11 protein-coding genes are annotated in these 17417 nt (G+C 47.8%); 7 read left to right on the forward strand and 4 right to left on the reverse strand.

The genetic code is table 11. From position 1 onward, the window contains the following. Nucleotides 1-23: 23 nt before the first annotated feature. Together FSB84_RS13695 and FSB84_RS13700 are read left to right on the forward strand one after the other, a co-directional pair. Entirely contained in the window at nucleotides 24-2591 is a 2568-nt protein-coding gene (locus tag FSB84_RS13695) for a family 20 glycosylhydrolase (RefSeq protein WP_130544390.1), read from the forward strand. A 194-nt stretch (nucleotides 2592-2785) separates the two neighbouring features. After that, nucleotides 2786-5761: a T9SS type A sorting domain-containing protein gene (locus FSB84_RS13700; protein WP_130544389.1), complete on the forward strand. Its 2976-nt coding sequence runs from the start codon at nucleotides 2786-2788 to the stop codon at nucleotides 5759-5761. A gap of 60 nt (nucleotides 5762-5821) precedes the next feature. On the opposite strand, the gene FSB84_RS13705 is transcribed toward FSB84_RS13700, so the two are convergent. After that, nucleotides 5822-6094, reverse strand: coding sequence for an acylphosphatase (locus FSB84_RS13705; protein ID WP_130544388.1), 273 nt, complete (start codon nucleotides 6092-6094; stop codon nucleotides 5822-5824). A 122-nt stretch (nucleotides 6095-6216) separates the two neighbouring features. Between FSB84_RS13705 and FSB84_RS13710 the strand changes: the two genes are divergently transcribed. Then, on the forward strand, nucleotides 6217-9207 hold the full coding sequence (locus tag FSB84_RS13710; protein WP_130544387.1) for a T9SS type A sorting domain-containing protein: 2991 nt from the start codon (nucleotides 6217-6219) through the stop codon (nucleotides 9205-9207). Nucleotides 9208-9278: 71 nt separating this feature from the next. Here FSB84_RS13710 and FSB84_RS13715 read toward each other — a convergent pair whose 3' ends face one another. After that, on the reverse strand, nucleotides 9279-10514 hold the full coding sequence (locus FSB84_RS13715; RefSeq protein ID WP_130544386.1) for an isocitrate dehydrogenase (NADP(+)): 1236 nt from the start codon (nucleotides 10512-10514) through the stop codon (nucleotides 9279-9281). Nucleotides 10515-10714: 200 nt separating this feature from the next. Between FSB84_RS13715 and FSB84_RS13720 the strand changes: the two genes are divergently transcribed. Both FSB84_RS13720 and FSB84_RS13725 read left to right on the forward strand, forming a co-directional pair. Next, nucleotides 10715-11353 (forward strand): Crp/Fnr family transcriptional regulator, encoded by a 639-nt coding sequence (locus FSB84_RS13720; RefSeq protein ID WP_130544385.1) that lies wholly within the window; start codon nucleotides 10715-10717, stop codon nucleotides 11351-11353. Between the two features lie 10 nt (nucleotides 11354-11363). Beyond that, complete coding sequence (locus tag FSB84_RS13725; RefSeq protein WP_158643895.1) at nucleotides 11364-11975, forward strand: Crp/Fnr family transcriptional regulator; 612 nt, start codon at nucleotides 11364-11366, stop codon at nucleotides 11973-11975. On the opposite strand, the gene FSB84_RS13730 is transcribed toward FSB84_RS13725, so the two are convergent. Both FSB84_RS13730 and FSB84_RS13735 read right to left on the reverse strand, forming a co-directional pair. Next, on the reverse strand, nucleotides 11972-13861 hold the full coding sequence (locus tag FSB84_RS13730; protein WP_225980066.1) for an Nramp family divalent metal transporter: 1890 nt from the start codon (nucleotides 13859-13861) through the stop codon (nucleotides 11972-11974). The two genes, FSB84_RS13725 and FSB84_RS13730, sit on opposite strands and share 4 nt — an antisense overlap. Then, nucleotides 13851-14540 carry a metal-dependent transcriptional regulator gene (locus FSB84_RS13735; protein ID WP_225980067.1) on the reverse strand — a complete coding sequence of 230 codons (690 nt, stop codon included), beginning with the start codon at nucleotides 14538-14540 and terminating at the stop codon, nucleotides 13851-13853. The genes FSB84_RS13730 and FSB84_RS13735 overlap by 11 nt, the downstream gene beginning before the upstream one ends. 108 nt (nucleotides 14541-14648) lie before the next feature. Here FSB84_RS13735 and FSB84_RS13740 point away from each other — a divergent pair, with 108 nt between their 5' ends. Together FSB84_RS13740 and glgP are read left to right on the forward strand one after the other, a co-directional pair. Then, entirely contained in the window at nucleotides 14649-15617 is a 969-nt protein-coding gene (locus tag FSB84_RS13740; RefSeq protein ID WP_130544383.1) for a hypothetical protein, read from the forward strand. A gap of 98 nt (nucleotides 15618-15715) precedes the next feature. After that, nucleotides 15716-17368, forward strand: a complete 1653-nt coding sequence (gene glgP / locus FSB84_RS13745) for an alpha-glucan family phosphorylase (protein ID WP_130544382.1) — start codon at nucleotides 15716-15718, stop codon at nucleotides 17366-17368. Nucleotides 17369-17417: the final 49 nt, after the last annotated feature.

The following is a 17417-nucleotide window of genomic DNA, read 5'->3' on the forward strand; positions in this document are numbered from 1 at the left end:
CCCAACAAACCTTTCGCACGCCTATGCTACGAATTGTGTATCCCGTTGTTGTTCTCTGTATCATGACCATCTCAGCAATAGCCCAGAAGAAGACGAAGCTGCATCCTGTTCAGCATATCAAAGTGGAATGGGAGATCGTCGAAAATCATTACCAGGGCAAATCAGGATTTCAAAGTGCATTCACTTTCACCAATAATGGAAAAAGCGACCTTCCTGCCAAAGGATGGTCGCTTTATTTCAATATAGCCCGCGCTATCCGGCCGGAGACGGTGGAAGGCGGAATGGCCATCGCCAATATCAATGGCGATCTCTTCAAACTTACGCCTGCTGCAGGTTTCAAAGGACTTAAGCCCGGCCAGTCCGTTCGTGTGCCTTTTGTGGCGAGCGACTGGGTGATCAATTACACCGATGCGCCCCTTGGCTTGTTCTGGGTATTGGATGATCAGCCGGAAAAAGGACTGAAAGTGGAAAACTATCGTATTATTCCCGCCACGCAATTGAAGCAGATCAAACGGGCGCCGGATGATAAATACGGATTCACTACTCCCGCCGATCTCTACCTGCAGAACAGTAAGATCGAAGAGCTGCCGGTAGAAGGGCTTACCAAAATATTCCCAACACCCGCTTATTACAAGGAAGGGCAGGGCGTTTTCCTGCTCGATCAGATCAACGTGATAGCTGCGGCAGACCCCATGTTTACGAAAGAAGCAGGCTACCTGGCTATCGAAATTGGCGCAGTGCTGGGAAAAGATATACTGATATCAATCAATGGCAGTACCGGGCCTGTTGTGATTACCAAAGAAGACATGCCTGCTGAAGCATATGAGTTATCTATAGAGCCAGACCGCATTCGTATCAAAGCCAGCGACAGAGCCGGCGCTTTCTATGCCATTCAATCAATCCGTTCGCTCCTGCCTGCTAAAGCATTTGCCGGAAAAGCAGCGGGTGCAAGCATTCCGGTATTACAGGTGAAAGATGCACCGCGCTTCGGTTTCAGGGCCTTCATGCTGGATGTGGGCCGCAACTTCCATTCAAAGCAACAGGTGTTGCGTGTGCTGGATCTGATGGCTTTGTATAAACTCAATGTATTCCATTTCCATTTCAGTGAAGACGAAGGCTGGCGCATCGAAATGCCCTCTCTTCCTGAGCTCACGCAGATTGGCGCACGCAGGGGATTCCCGGTAGATGAAAGCAAACAGCTGATGCCGAGCTTCGGTTCCGGTCCGGATAACAAATCTTCCGGCACTGGTCATTATACAAAAGAAGAATTCATAGAGATCCTGAAATATGCGCAAAAGCGTCATATCCGTGTGATACCGGAAATTGAATCTCCTGGTCATGCGCGTGCAGCTGTTGTAAGTATGAAAGCCCGCTATGAGCGTTTGATGAAAGAAGGGAAGAAAGAAGCGGCAGAAGAATTCATGTTGCATGATCCCAATGATCAATCAGAATACAAATCAGTACAGGGCTGGCGCGATAATGCTATGAATGTGGCGCAGGCCGGAGTGTATCGTTTTCTTGCGCGTGTATTTGATGATTTCATCGCAATGTATAAAGAAGCAGGCGTTCCGCTGGATATGATCCATGTGGGCGGAGATGAGCTTCCCGCGGGTGTTTGGGAGAAATCGCCGGTGGCGCAGGAACTGATCGCAAAGGATCCGAACCTGCATACCACTTTCGATCTCTGGTATTACTATTATGAAAAAGTGAACAACCTGCTGAAGGAAAGAGGGCTTGCTGCATATGGATGGGAAGAAGCAGGCATGCGTAAAACGCAGCTCGATGGCAAGTCCCATTATATTCCCAATCCTGATTTCGCACGCGGTGTTTTTCAGCTTGATGTCTGGAACAATATGCTGGGCTGGGGTGCGGAAGACCTTGCTTACCGTTTGGCGAATGCAGGTTATGAGATCGTGCTGTCGCCCGTGAGCAATGTGTATTTCGATATGTGCTATTACAAGAACTTCGATGAGCCGGGCTATTACTGGGGTGGCTTCATCGATCTGGATAAACCATGGCAGTTCATTCCTTACGACTACTACCGCAATGCAAGGAAAGATAAATTCAATACAGATCTTCCAGCATCTTTCTTCGAGCATAAAGAGCGGCTCACGGATTATGGAAAACAGCATATCACCGGCATGCAGGGATTACTCTGGAGTGAAACACTGGTAACGCCGCAGATGATGGAATACATGTTGCTGCCGAAATTGCTGGGACTTTCTGAAAGGGCCTGGAGTGTTGATCCGGACTGGACTTCAGAGCCTGAGCCGATGGCAGGCGCTGCTTACTGGAAAGACTGGAGCCGGTTTGTGAACCGCGTGGGTAAGAGAGAACTGCCGAAACTGGATTATTTGTCGGGAGGATTTGCTTATCGTATTCCAACTCCCGGATTGGTGGTAGAAAATGGAATAGTGAAAGCAAATATTCAATTGCCGGGATTGACACTTCGTTATACCACCGATGGTAAAGATCCCGATCTGAACAGCAAATTGTATACAGGCCCGGTTTCAGAGAAAGGCATGATCAAAATGAAAGCATTCAGCTCAAATGGCAGAAGCGGAAGAGTGGCGGAAGTGAAGAACGAGTAGATCAGTAAGGATAATTATTCAAACACTTCATACTTCTGAAAGGATCGCCGGGCGGTCCTTTCGTTTTTTACAGAGATCAGACGGATAATTTCGCACAATATCAGGTAAAGGGTGTGTCCCCGAAGCCCCCGCCTGTACTACGACCCGGGCGGGTGGCGAAGGGACTTTTTCTAACTCTGTTAATCATTGTGCGTATGAAAATTATTTTTACCATCACCTTCGTTTTCTGTTTTCTTTTCAATATTGATGTGTCAGGGCAGATCAGGTATGCGAATCTTGTACCTGCCTGGAGTTCCCAGTATTCATCCGGAAGCTATAGTGCCCAGCAGGCAATTGGTGAGCCAAATACAACGCTTTGCTCGGATGCTGGAACGGCCTGGTGCCCTTCAACCAGTGCAGGCTTCAGGGAATGGCTGGAACTGGAGTATAATAATCCAGCTCCGGTCAACCGGATCTTCGTATATGAAACCCTTAGTCCCGGAGCAGTTGATACCGTTTATGTGATGAATCCCAATACACAGCAATGGGAAAAAGTGTATGAAGCTACTGCAGCCAACCTTCCGGCATGCTCCCGTATTCTGTCAGTAGTATTTCCTACAACCAGCTTTCCTGTAAGTAAGGTACGTATTGCACTGAATACAACCCTTGTGGACGGCTGGAATGAGATAGACGCAGTGGGGATTGCTAATTTCAGTGACGGAGGCGTAATTGGGTCGGATCAAACAATTTGCGGAACTGCTCAGCCAGTAGCTTTTACCAATATTGATGCTGCTTATAACGGTAATCCCGCAGTAGTTTATCAATGGCAGGATTCAACTGAAAATGGAAGTTGGCAATCTGTGACTGGCGCTAATGCTGTCACATATCAGGCGCCACCTATATCTAATACCACCTGGTACAGGAGAGCTGCTACACTGAATGGTGTTACAGCATATAGTAATTCAGTGAAATTATCACTTATTCAGGCAGGCGATGCATCTGAGTTTCCATTGAACAAATGGAATTTCTATGCTTATCAAACAAATAATATTGATCTTATTGGAGCTGATTACAGAGGTTTCTATAGCAGGGAAGTGTTGGATTTTAATACAATAAATGATTGGCATTATCTCGCTTCTCCAGCTTCTGCCACAGGTTATCAGGGATGTGCGGTACCTGTGGATCACTTTGCAACGGTTGCGCGCCGTAAAGGTTTCATTGCAGGGAATTATGTTTTGAATATTCCAAACTTTACAAACAAATTGCGCATATACATTAATGGGGTATTGATCAGCAACCTGACTTGTTGTGCTGCATCGGTATCGCTGGGAAGCCTTGATGAAAATTCGGAAGTGGAGCTCCGTTTACTTGATGAAGGTGGACATTCTTACATGAATGCTGAGTTCCGGATGTCTGGTCTCAACGGTGGGGATATAGGTGAGCCGCAGGCATTGTGTATGAGCGAGACACCTGCATTATTGGTGAGCAACAAAGATGCCTTTGGTGGATCTGCTCCTGCCAGTATCACCTATCAATGGCAAGATTCTGTTGCGAATGGCAGCTGGACAAATATTGCCAATGCAGTAAATAAAACTTATCAGGCCGGCGTGCTTTCCGTTACAACATGGTTCAGAAGGAAAGCCTCAGATAATTCCGGCGCCATTGCTTACAGTGATGAAATTAAGATCTCAGTAAATTCCCTGCAGGGAGACACAGCTGTGTACGGAAATCAAAGCTGGAACGTATATGCATTCAATGGCAGCGATATAACGTTAACCACCAATTCATATCGTGGGTTTTATACGAATGCGGGATTAGCAGTCAATACCAACAACTCATTCCCTCCTCATTTATCTCCTTCAGCGGCGGCTAATTACAACGGTTGCCCTGTAAATAATGATAATTTCGTGATCAGTGCGAGAAGACAAGGATTCCCGGCAGGAAAATATAAACTGAATATTGGTAATGTAGATGATGAAATGATGTTGTTGATAAATGGGGTTGTGGTATTCAGCGCTCAGGCATCAAATATTACCATCGGTGAGCTGGATGAAAACAGTAAAGTTGAATTACGATTACGGGAAACCAATAACGCTGCATCCATGGATGTAACGTTTGTCAGGATTGAGAATAGTGTAGCTGATTATACCAATATCAATTGCAATTTTTACTACCTGCATTTCGTCAACCAAAATATATGGTATGATTTCACTGATGCTTCAGGAAACCTGGTGCTTTCCTTACATCCTAATGGTAATAACCTTGGCACCATGGAATTGTATACAAAACATTTTGGAACAGGTGCTGCTAGTATACCCGGTACCAGCACCAGGAAATTCCTTCCCAGGAATTTCAAATTGAGTTCCGTAACACATCCCAACAGTTTCCCAACGCCGGTTAAGATCCGGTTGTATTACAAAAACAGTGAATTTGCAGATTATAAAACAGCCATCAATAAGCCGGTACTTACACTGAATGATCTGGCCCTTGTGCATTATAAAGGAGTGAGCGAAGATTGCGAGTTTGGTAATAACCAGGGGCTGGGTGTTGAGCTGGCATCCCCTGTGCTCGGAAATATTGCGGGCACCGGTTTTTACCTGGAGGCATCCACTACCAGCTTCTCCGAGTTCAGCGTATCGCAATCCAATGCATCGCTTCCGGTAAGCCTCACTTCTTTCAACGCCAAACTGGTGATGGATAAGGTTGTGCTGAACTGGTCAACCGCTCAGGAACTGGAGAATAAAGGGTTTGAAATAGAACGTAGCACAGATGGCCGCAATTTCGTTAAGATCGGCTGGGTAGATGGAAACGGTAACAGCCATTCAACTATAAGATACGATTTCACTGATGCATCCCCGCTGGCAGGAAGGAATTTTTATCGCCTCCGTCAAGTGGATATCGATGGTAATTTCAGTTACAGTGAGATCATTGCAGTCAGTACTGTAAATGCCACCAGGCTGAGTGTTAGCCCGAACCCCGTCAGCAATATGCTCTACATCGAATATGATGTGAAGAATAATGCCAGTCTCGCTATCATGGATTTGCAGGGACGTGTTCTATGGAAATATCAGGGGCAGGGAACATCTTCGCTGATCAGTGTGCCGGTGCAGCAACTCGCAAATGGAGTGTACTTCCTGGAGAGCAGGGATAAGCAGGGCAGGAGACAAACACAGAAATTTGTGAAGCAATAACGGATGGTCTTTTTACTTATGATAGATGTAAAAGGGATTGCACAGGCAGTCCCTTTTCTTTTACCGTTCAATTCTGAATCCCATAAAAACAGCTGGTGGCATCGTCTCTACATTTACTTCCTCTACAATAGCCCGAACCGGCCCCTGCTTGCACCAAAGCACCAGTTGCAGCAGCTGATCCGTTGTTCCCGATGCCATGATCTGTACACTGCCATCCGGATTGTTTTTCACATAACCTGTTATGCCCAGCGTTGTGGCTTTTTCCTTTGTGCTTTGCCGGTAGTAAACACCCTGCACCTTTCCGGTTACTTTGATGGAATAGGTCTGTAACATGGTATTAAGGTAACATCATTTTCACATATTCATGCTGTTGTGTGCAGCCTGCTGCTGAAATAGTTTTGCAGCATATCCTGCAAATCCGCTTATTCATTCATCATTCTTATCAATTTGTCTGCATGAAGCAATTGTATTCATTAGGTGTTTTGTTGTTGTGTCTGCAATGGTCATATAGTGCAAAAGCACAAATAAAATATGCTGCCAGGGTCACAGCCTGGAGTTCGCAATATTATGCATCGGGAAGCTGGACGGCCCAGCAGGCTGCTGGACTGCCGAATGTAGCTGGTTGTGGTGATTACGGGAATGCCTGGGCTTCCAAAACCCAGGATGATCAGCGAGAGTGGCTCGAATTTGAATTCGATGATCCCGCGCCCATCAGCCGCGTGTTCATTCATGAAACCTATAATGCAGGGGCGGTGGACACTGTATATGTATTCAATCCCAATACGCAATTGTTCGAGAAAGTATATGAGGGCAGTGCCGCTGCGGGAGCGCCTTGTCCACGTGCATTCAGTGTTGCCTTTCCTGCAACCGTTTTCCCGGTGAGCAGGATCCGTATCGCCATCAATTCACCTGCCGTGCGTGGCTACAATGAGATAGACGCGGTTGGCGTTGCATTATACTCAGATGGCGGCGCTATCGGATCCAGCCAGGATGTTTGCGCTTCCGCAGCGGCTGCGCTATTGACGAATGCTGAATCTGCATTCGGAGGAAATGCCGCAGCAGCGTACCAGTGGCAGGATTCTGCAGAGAACGGATCCTGGAAAAATATTTCCGGCGCAGTGTCCGTAACTTATCAACCAACAGTGATCACAGAAACTACCTGGTACAGGAGGACGGCTGCATTGGGCGGTGTAAAAGAATATAGCAACGTGATCAAACTGAATTTCCTTGAATCAGGCGATCCATCTTTCTTTCCCTCCAATGCCTGGAATTTTTACACTTATCAATCAAAGGTGATCGATCTTGGTACATCGGTGTACAAAGGATTCTATTCAAGACCGGTATTGAACTTCAATACGCGTAACGACTGGGCCATGTCTGGCTCACCTTCCGTGGCCAACGCTTACCAGGGCTGTGTGGTGAACAATAATGATTTTGTATTGGCCGCGCGCCGAAAAGGGTTTCCTGCAGGAAATTATGTATTACATGTACTGGATTTCAGGGGAACAATCCGGGCATATGTGAATGGCGCAGCATTGCCAGCAATCAGTTGTTGTGCGGGCACCATTTCACTCGGCGCACTCGATAATGATTCCGAAGTGGAGATCAGGCTCCTGGATGTCAGCAGCGATGCATTCATGAACCTGGAATTCAGGACCGGTGTATTGAATGGCGGCGATATTGGCGAACATCAATCGCTCTGTCTGAATGATGCGCCTGCGGCCTTTGTGAACAATATCGCAGCATTCGGTGGCGCTGCTCCGTCCAGCATCACCTACCAGTGGCAGGACTCTGTAGTGAATGGTGTCTGGACGAATATTCCCGCCGCTACTGCAGCAATATACCAGGCCGCTGCATTGCCGCAGACCACCTGGTTTAGAAGAAAGGCTTCCGACAATACAGGCGCCATTGCTTACAGCGATATCGTAAAAGTGAATATAGCTGCTGTACAGGGCGATACTGCCGTGTATGGAAATCAGAGCTGGAATATCTATGCATTCAATGGGAATGATATTCATCTTACCACCAATCAGTACCGTGGTTATTATACGGCCACAGGTTTGTCTATCATCACTACCAATCATTGGTCGTACTGGGAGTCTCCTTCTTCTGCCGTAAATTATGTGGGTTGTCCTGTTGGCTTCGAGAACTTTCTCATGAGCGCCAGGAGACAGGGATTCCCCGCCGGGAATTATACGCTCAATCTTTCCAACGTAGATGATCAGGTGATGGTGATCGTGAATGGGGTGGTGCTGCACACAGGAGGAGCAGCTAACCTGGTGCTCGGCTTGCTGGACGCTCAATCGACAGTGGAATTGCGGTTGAAAGAGGGAACATATACCAGCAGGATGTCTGCAGAATTCATCCGGGTGGATTACAGCATCTCTGAATATGTGAACACCAGTTGCCGCAGCTATTCCCTCAACAATGTGAAAGGGAATGAATGGTTCGATATCACCGATGGATCAGGCAAGCTGATCGCGAGCATCCATCCCAACGGAAATGATCTGGGAACAGTTTCGCTGAATGCAAAGCATTTCGGGACAGGGGGTGCTGCTATTCCAACCAATGCTATCAATAAGAAGAAATACATGCCCCGTTATTTCAATTTCTCTTCTTCACTTTATCCATCTTCCAATTTCCCTTCACCTGTTAAGATCAGGTTGTATTACAAGAACAGTGAACTGGAAGATTATAAGACGGCTGTTTCAAAACCTGCGCTCACGCGCGCAGAGCTGGGCATTGCACATTACAATGGCAGCAGGGAAGATTGCGAAATGGGCAATAATACCAGTGGAGGGGATTTGTTACCGATACCGGCAACAGCAGATTTTACTTCCATGGGATTTTACCTGGAAACTGTCACCAACAGTTTCTCTGAATTCGGAACGCTGGAAGGTTCGCCGGCATTGCCCGTGAAATTTACACAGTTCCAGGCGATAGTGGTAAATAAGGAAGTGCAATTACGCTGGACCACAGCCCAGGAGTTGAACAACAAAGGATTTGAAGTATCGCGCAGTACAGACGGAAAAAGCTTTATGAAAACAGGATGGGTGGACGGTAATGGAACTACCTATACTACACAGCAATATGTTTTCACCGATGCGTCTCCGTTAGCAGGAAAGAATTTCTACCGTCTGCGCCAGGTGGATATCGATGGGAACGATGAATACAGTGATATTGTAGCAGTCAGTATGAGCAAGACACTGGCGTTACGTTTGTTGCCCAACCCTGTGCAGGATATATTGTATGTAGAATATGATCACAGGAATACTGTCGGCCTGCGGATCCTGGACCTGCAGGGAATTGTACAGTGGAGGAACGATGGTATGCGTCCGTCTTCAGTAATCGCTGTTCCGGTGCAGCAACTGGCAAAAGGAATTTATTTGCTGGAGCTGACTGATAAAAATGGACAAAGGCAATCGAAAAGGTTCATCAAACAATAGGGTACGGATTCAAAACAAGAAAGCCCGGAGCGATCCGGGGCTTTTCTTTGTATGAGCTAAGAAAGGGAAGATTACATTCCCATCTTTTGTTTCAGCTTGCTGTCGATAGCGTCCAGGAACTCTTCAGTGTACAGGTAGTGTTCACCGTGGTTCACTTTGTTGCCATGGATACATACTGCGAGGTCCTTGGTCATCTTACCTTCTTCCACTACTTCGATACAAACGGCTTCAAGCGCGTTGGCGAAATCGATCAGCTCCTGGTTGTTATCCAGTTTGCCGCGGAAGGCCAGACCTCTTGTCCATGCGAAGATACTCGCAATGGGGTTGGTGCTGGTTGGTTTTCCTGCCTGGTGATCGCGGTAGTGACGGGTAACGGTACCGTGTGCAGCTTCAGCTTCCATGGTCTTTCCATCGGGAGTGACCAGTACGGAAGTCATGAGACCGAGGGAGCCGAAGCCCTGTGCCACGCTGTCTGACTGTACGTCGCCATCATAGTTCTTACAGGCCCAAACGAAGTTACCATTCCATTTGAGGGCAGAAGCAACCATATCGTCGATGAGGCGGTGTTCGTACACGATGCCTGCATCCTGGAATGCCTGTTTGAATTCGTTCTGATAGATGTCTTCAAAAATATCTTTGAAACGGCCATCGTATTTTTTGAGGATGGTGTTCTTGGTGCTGAGGTAGAGAGGCCATTTTTTGCTGAGCGCCATATTGAAGCAGCTGCGTGCAAAACCTTTGATGCTCTCGTCTGTGTTGTACATGGAAAGAGCAACGCCATCGCCTTTGAAATTGTACACTTCGAAGGTCTGTGGCTCGCCGCCATCTTCAGGAGTAAAGGTCATGGTGAGTTTACCCTTTCCTTTGATCACGGTATCGGTAGCGCGGTACTGGTCGCCGAAAGCATGACGGCCTACAATGATGGGGGCAGTCCAGTTGCTAACCAGTCTCGGAATATTTTTGATCACGATGGGCTCACGGAATACGGTTCCGTCGAGGATATTGCGGATGGTGCCGTTGGGGCTCTTCCACATTTGTTTCAGGTTGAATTCTTTCACCCTTGCTTCGTCCGGGGTGATGGTGGCACATTTGATACCCACGCCGAATTCCCTGATGGCATTCGCTGCGTCGATGGTCACCTGGTCATTGGTCTGGTCCCTGTACTCGACGCCGAGGTCATAGTACCTGATATCAACATCGATATAGGGAAGGATCAGTTTCTCCTTGATGAACTTCCAGATGATCCGGGTCATTTCGTCACCATCCAATTCTACAACCGGATTAGCTACTTTGATTTTTTTGGCCATGTCTTGTGATTTTAAGCTCAGTTAAGTTTGCGAATCTACGCCAAATGAGCTAATTGAGCAAAGCCAGTCCCATATTCAAAAAATTAATCTGTTGAGGGCAGGTACGCGGGATTGAAATACACGTTTTTTTTGCTGATGAGTAGTACAAAGGACTATATGAATGGTTTCTATTAGAAACAGAACTATTTTTACTTCTGGATATGGAGCATACTACGGAAGATAAAATGACCATATTGCTGGCATATGCAGACCGGATACAGGAGTATACCGGCCGCTCACTCCAGCTCAGTTCAGGGGATATCGCTTCTCTGGCCAATATCATGGTGCTGCGTCAATACAGGCGCAGAGCGGATCTGGTGAAGGCGGGCGACAGAGAGCAATACCTGCATTTCATCGTGAAAGGACTGGTGCGTCAGTACTTCCGCGATCCCATAAGGGATGTAACCATTCACTTCGCCCGGGAAGGTGAAGCCGTCAGTTCATTCGTATCCTTTTTTTCAGGAAACCCTTCCCTCTGCCAACTCGAAACACTGGAACCTACCGTTACCCTGGCGTTGCCAAAAAACAAACTCGAGCAACTATTCCCCTATTCAAACCGCATAAACCGTATGGCCCGACTCATCCTTTCTGAACAGGTCCTGCAACAGGAACACTGGGAGCTCAATCACCTGCGCTACTCCATCCGCGAAAGGTTCCTGATGTTCATCAAGAACAATCCGGAACTGTTTCTCAGGGTACCACATAAATACCAGGCATCTTACCTCGACATTGAACCTGAAACTTACAGCCGCCTTAAAACGCAACTGGAAAGAAAAGTGAATGCTATTCACGGAAAATAATGTCGTTCCTATGTCCCGATCCATCGATGTAAGAAATTATTTAGACCCCCTGTTCACTTACGTGCATCGCTATACGCAATTGCGCAAGGATGAACTATTGCAGCTCCTGCCATTCCTGGAGATAAAACTGTATGAGAAAAAAGAGATGATCCTGACCGCAGGAGAGGTAGACAATTATCTCAATATCGTGGTGAAAGGAATGGCCCGCAAATACATCTCGCTTCCCAAGAAAAGGGAAGTGACGCTGCAACTGGCCACAGAAGGGCATTTCATTCAGTCCGAAGTGAGCTTCAATACAAGGCGGCCATCAGAGCTGAGCGTGCAGGCTGTAGAGCAGACCATCCTGATCCGCATCGAGCACCGCAAACTTGAAACCATCATGCTGAGCTTCCCCTGGGCTGAAACGATCGGCAGGTTGCTGGTGGTAGAACTGGCAGCCGCCAGGGAGAAAAGACAATACAATGTGAGAATGAAATCTGCCCGCCAGCGATTCCTCGATTATACAGCCAACCATCCGCAGATGATGCGGCGCGTGCCGATGAATGTACTGGCATCTTATCTCAATATGAAGCCTGAAACCCTGAGCAGGCTCAAGCGGTCAGTGAAAGACAAATTCAGTTAGTTCCCCACATTCACCACCAGCACAGGGATATTGATCTCATGCCTTACCGAGTTGATGGTTTCGCCATACAACCAGTCTTTCAATCCTCGGTGCCGGTGTGCGCCGATCACCAGCAGGTCAGCCTGCTGGTCCTTCACCAGCCTCGCGATCTCCTTGCTCCGGTTGCGGAAGCCGAGATGCCCGGATGCATTGAATCCTTTTTCCTGCATTTGCTGAACGTAAAAGTGTAAACGCTGTTCATCATTGCGCGTTTCAAAATCATCGCTTTCCAGACCGAGCATATGTGCGGAAGGACTTTCCACTACGTGTATGAGGATATATTCTGAATCTGTTTTGCCCTGCCCGATCGCATGGGATATCAACTGGCTGTCGTGCTCCCCGAATTCCATCGCCACGGCAATTCTTTTGTACGATGGTGTTTCCAGTTGCTGCAGTCCTGTAAGTTCCGGGTGCATATCGATAGAGCCCGCGGCCTTTCTTCTCGCAAACAATGGATAGAAAGTGATATACACGAGCAGCGCCAGGAAGAAGAACCCGCCTGCAATGATCACAGACTTCCAGAAGATACTGCCGGATTCATCGAAGAAGCCAGTGGTTTGACTGAGCACCATCTTGATATTGAGGTATACCAGTACGGAGGCGATCAGCCATGCGGACACTTTTACGATCGGCTTGATAGCAAATTCCCCCATCGTTTTCTTATCGCTCACAAAATGTATCAGGGGGATAACGGCAAAGCCCAGTTGCATACTGAGTACCACCTGGCTGAAGATGAGGAGGCTGTCCACTTCCTTATCGCCGAACAATCCGATCACGATGATGGCCGGGATGATGGCCAGCAGTCGCGTGAGCAGCCTGCGCATCCAGGGATTGATCCGCAAGCGCAGGTAACCTTCCATTACGATCTGCCCCGCGAGCGTGCCCGTAATGGTGGAGCTTTGTCCGGCTGCGATCAATGCCACAGCAAACAATATGGGAGCCAGTTTGGAACCGAGCATACCTTCCAGCAACTGGTGGGCTTCTCCGATCTCGGCAACGCCCAGACCATTCTTGAAGAAGACGGCAGCAGCGAGGATCAGGATAGCGGCATTCACCAGGAAAGCCACATTCAGCGCCACGGCGGAATCCACGAAACTCCATTTCAGTGCCTGTTTGATACCCGGAGAAGTTTTGCTGATCTTACGGGTTTGCACAAGCGCAGAGTGGAGGTAAAGGTTATGCGGCATCACGGTGGCACCGATGATACCGATGGCGATGTACAGCGCTTCATCATTCGGGAAGGTTGGAACGAATCCTTTCACTACTTCAGAAGCTACCGGCTCCGCCATGATGATCTGCACAAGAAAAGACACTGCCACAACGGCCACCAGGCCGATGATGAAGGCTTCCATCTTGCGGATGCCCAGTCTTTGCAGCAACAACAACAATAAAGTATCGAAAACAGTAATGGCCACACCCCAGATCAGGGGAAGACCGGTGAGGAGATGTATACCGATGGCCATACCCAGCACTTCGGCCAGGTCTGTGGCGGCAATGGCGATTTCTGCGAGGATGTAAAGAACGAAGTTGACGCCCTTCGGGTAGGTCTCCCGGTTAGCCTGGGCCAGGTCCCGGCCACGGACGATTCCGAGGCGGGCGGAGAGGCTCTGCAACAGCAATGCCATGATATTGCTCATCAGCAGTACCCACAGCAGGGCATAACCGAATTTGGAGCCGCCTGCAAGATCGGTGGCCCAGTTGCCCGGGTCCATATAGCCAACGCTTACGAGATAGGCCGGACCGAAAAAGGAAAGAACTCTTTTCCAGCGGTTGGTATGTTTTGATACATCTACGGAAGCATGTACTTCACTGAGCGACCTGTCTGGCGGATGGTGCTTATTCATCATATTTCACAAATACGTTTTTGGCCACGTGCTCACTCACGGTGACGATGGTCTGATTTCTGATTTTCAATTCCAGTGAATTGTCGAAGGCGAACACCTTCTTCACTTCTATCCTTGTGCCGAGGCCGATCTGTTTGTGTTTGAGGAGCTCCAGCATTTCCGGGCTCTGATCACCGATGCCGCTCACTTCACCGGTCTTGTTCACGGGAAGATGCAGCAGGTCTACCTGCCTGATGAGGGTGAACCTTCCCTGGCTATCGGGGATAGGATCTCCATGCGGATCTGTTTTGGGGAAACCGAGGAATTCATCCAGGCGGTCTATCAGTTGCTTGCTGCTGATATGTTCCAGCTCTTCTGCAATCTCATGCACTTCATCCCAGCCGAAATTCAGTTTCTCCACCAGGAAATATTCCCAGAGGCGATGCTTGCGGATGATCTGCAGCGCCACTTTCCTGCCTTCCTGGCTTAACTTGAAACCCTTGTAGCGTTCATAGATGAGGAGCTTCTGCGCTTTCAGCTTTTTGAGCATATCTGTAACCGAAGCCGGACGGGTCTGCAGTTCATTGGCAACATCATTGGTAGTAACCACACCATCACTTTTCTGGAGATGGAAAATGGCCTTGAGATAATTTTCTTTGCTGCTGGAAAACTTCTGCATCGATTCCCTTTTCGCTTCACTCATCTAAAATTAAATTTAGACAAATCTAAAAAGAATTCGTAACAATCAAATAACTTTTCCGGGAGTGCTGCTGAATGCCTACTTTTAACGCATCAACACCAATACCGGTATATGAAAAAATTTCTCTTCTTTTTGCCTGTATTGCTGCTGCTTGCAGTGGCGTGCAAAAACAAAAAGACCTCTCTGAAAGATGGTGATAAAGTGGAAATAGGGGATTTCATCGAGTTCTTCCCTGAAATCTCACTGCCTTTCAGAATGGATGACACCTCACTGGTAAAAAAATCCAAAGACTCCTTTCTCATCGGAATGAAAATCTTTCAACAGTTCATTCCAGACAGTATCCTCAAAAAAGATTTCAATAATCTTTCCACGCTCAAACTCTATTCGGAAGCAAGGGTGAAAGAAAAAGGGAAAGAGACCTACCTCTTCGTGAAGGCAGTAGGAGGCAGCAAACGGGCCTGCTACCTGGTATGCTTCAGCGACGATAATAAATACCTCAATGCCATGCCGCTGGTGAAAGATGGCTTCGATAATTCCACCAGCGCTTACGGATTGCTGGATAAGAAATACCAGATCATCACTTACAGGGAACGCAGGCAGGGTGGAATGATCTCTACCTTCAAGCGCAATGTTTATTTCTACAACAACGCCGCCAATGAATTCACGCTGCTGATGACTGAGCCCAATGAAGAGATCATCGAGAATGTGATCAATCCCATCGATACTTTCAGCACCAAACATAAGCTCACCGGCGATTATGTGCAGAACAAGAAGAATTTCATTTCCTTCCGCGACAGCAAGCGGGCGAATGAACTAAGCTTCTTCGTTCACTTCGAAAAAAGTAATGGTGAGTGCAAGGGTGAGCTGAAAGGCGTGGCCAAACTCGTGAATAATACACTCGCGGTATACCAGGAAAGCGGCAATCCCTGCGAACTGCAGTTCAGTTTCAAAGGAAATACAGTTACCATGAAAGAAACAGGTGGCTGCGGCTCCTGGCGGGATATCAAATGCTTCTTTGAAGGCAGCTACACCAGAAAGAAAGCCCCCAAATCCTCAGAGGCCGCCGGAAAGAAAAAATAGAATAAGCCCCGCGGTATTATGATTTTATAGAATAAGCAGTATATTGCAACCGTTTGTGTATTTAGTACACATATTGAATTCACCAAGCAAACGAAACTATGAGCTTTACCAACTATAATGTTCCGTACCCCATCAACGAGTCTTACAAAACCAAAGTGGCTTACTTCTCCATGGAGTTTGCTGTTCATCAGCCACTGAAGATCTACAGCGGTGGGCTGGGATTTTTGAGTGGATCGCATCTCAGGAGTGCCTATGAGCTCCGTCAGAATATGATCGGGATCGGCATTCTCTGGAAATATGGTTACTATGATCAGGCGCGCAACCAGGATGAAACTTTGCAGGTGACCTGGATGGAAAAACATTACAGTTTCCTGGAAGATACCGGTATCCAGTTCCAGATCATCATTCACGATCACCCGGTATGGGTAAAGGTCTGGTACCTCAATCCCGAAACATTCGGTACTGCTCCGCTCTTTCTGCTCAGCACCGATGTGCCCGAGAATGATTATGTTTCCCAGACCATCACGCATCGTTTATATGATGCCAATGTGGCTACCAAGGTAGCCCAGTTCATCTTACTGGGAGTGGGCGGCGCCAAACTGGTGGACGAACTCAATTTCAATCCGGACAGGTACCACCTGAATGAAGCGCATGGCGTTTCTTCCGTATTCTATCTCTATAAGAAATTCGGTAATGTGGAAGACATCAAAAAACGTTTGGTGTTCACCACACATACGCCTGAAGAAGCCGGTAACGAAAAGCATGATATCTATCTCTGTCAGAAGATGAGTTATTTCTGCGGACTGGGACTGGATGAAGTGCGCAAGCTCACGGGCATCGAAGATGATCAGTTCAATCACTCGCTGGTGGCGCTGCGCTTTGCACATCTCGCCAATGGTGTATCGCAATTGCATGGCGTGGTGAGCAGGCTGATGTGGGGCAAGTATCCCGGTGTTTGCCCGATCATCTCCATCACCAACGCGCAGAACTGGCGCTACTGGGCCGATAAGCAGTTGTATCGCTTCATGGAAGAGAACAATGATGCCGGCTGGGATGATCGTAAACGTTATCTCAAACGCAGGTCTTTCGAGATCGTGGCAGACCAGACCGGAAAACTTTTCAAACCCGATGTGTTCACCATTGTATGGGCCAGGAGGTTTGCAGGTTACAAACGCGCTGATTTCCTCACACGCAATAAGGAAAGGTTCGAGAAATTATTATCGAACAAGCAATATCCCGTTCAGATCATCTGGGCCGGAAAGCCTTATCCGATGGACTATCCCGCTATCAACGAGTTCAACAGCCTGGTGAACCTCAGCAAGAAATACAATAATGTAGCGGTTCTGACGGGTTATGAACTGACATTATCGAAGAGGTTGAAACAGGCAGCGGACTGCTGGCTGAATAATCCCCGTGTGCCCCGCGAAGCGTCCGGCACCAGTGGCATGACGGCTGCCATGAACGGCGCCGTGAATTTCTCTACTGATGATGGCTGGATCCCGGAGTTCATCAACAATGCCAATAATGGTTTTGTGGTGCCGAAAGGAGATTATGCCCGCATGAACACGCAGGAGCAGGATGATTATGATCTGAACAAGATCTATGATATGCTGGAACAGGAGATCCTTCCCTTATACTATAATCAATACGATACCTGGAGGTCTGTTGCCATCAATGGTATGCGCGATGTACGTTTCCGTTTTGAATCGGGCAGGATGGCCAACGAATATTACCAGGAGCTCTATAAATAATTCTGGCGGATTGTGTAATTGCAGAGAACTGCGCATCCATTAGCTGTAT

It is taken from the genome of Pseudobacter ginsenosidimutans, assembly GCF_007970185.1.
Taxonomy (GTDB): Bacteria; Bacteroidota; Bacteroidia; order Chitinophagales; family Chitinophagaceae; genus Pseudobacter; species Pseudobacter ginsenosidimutans.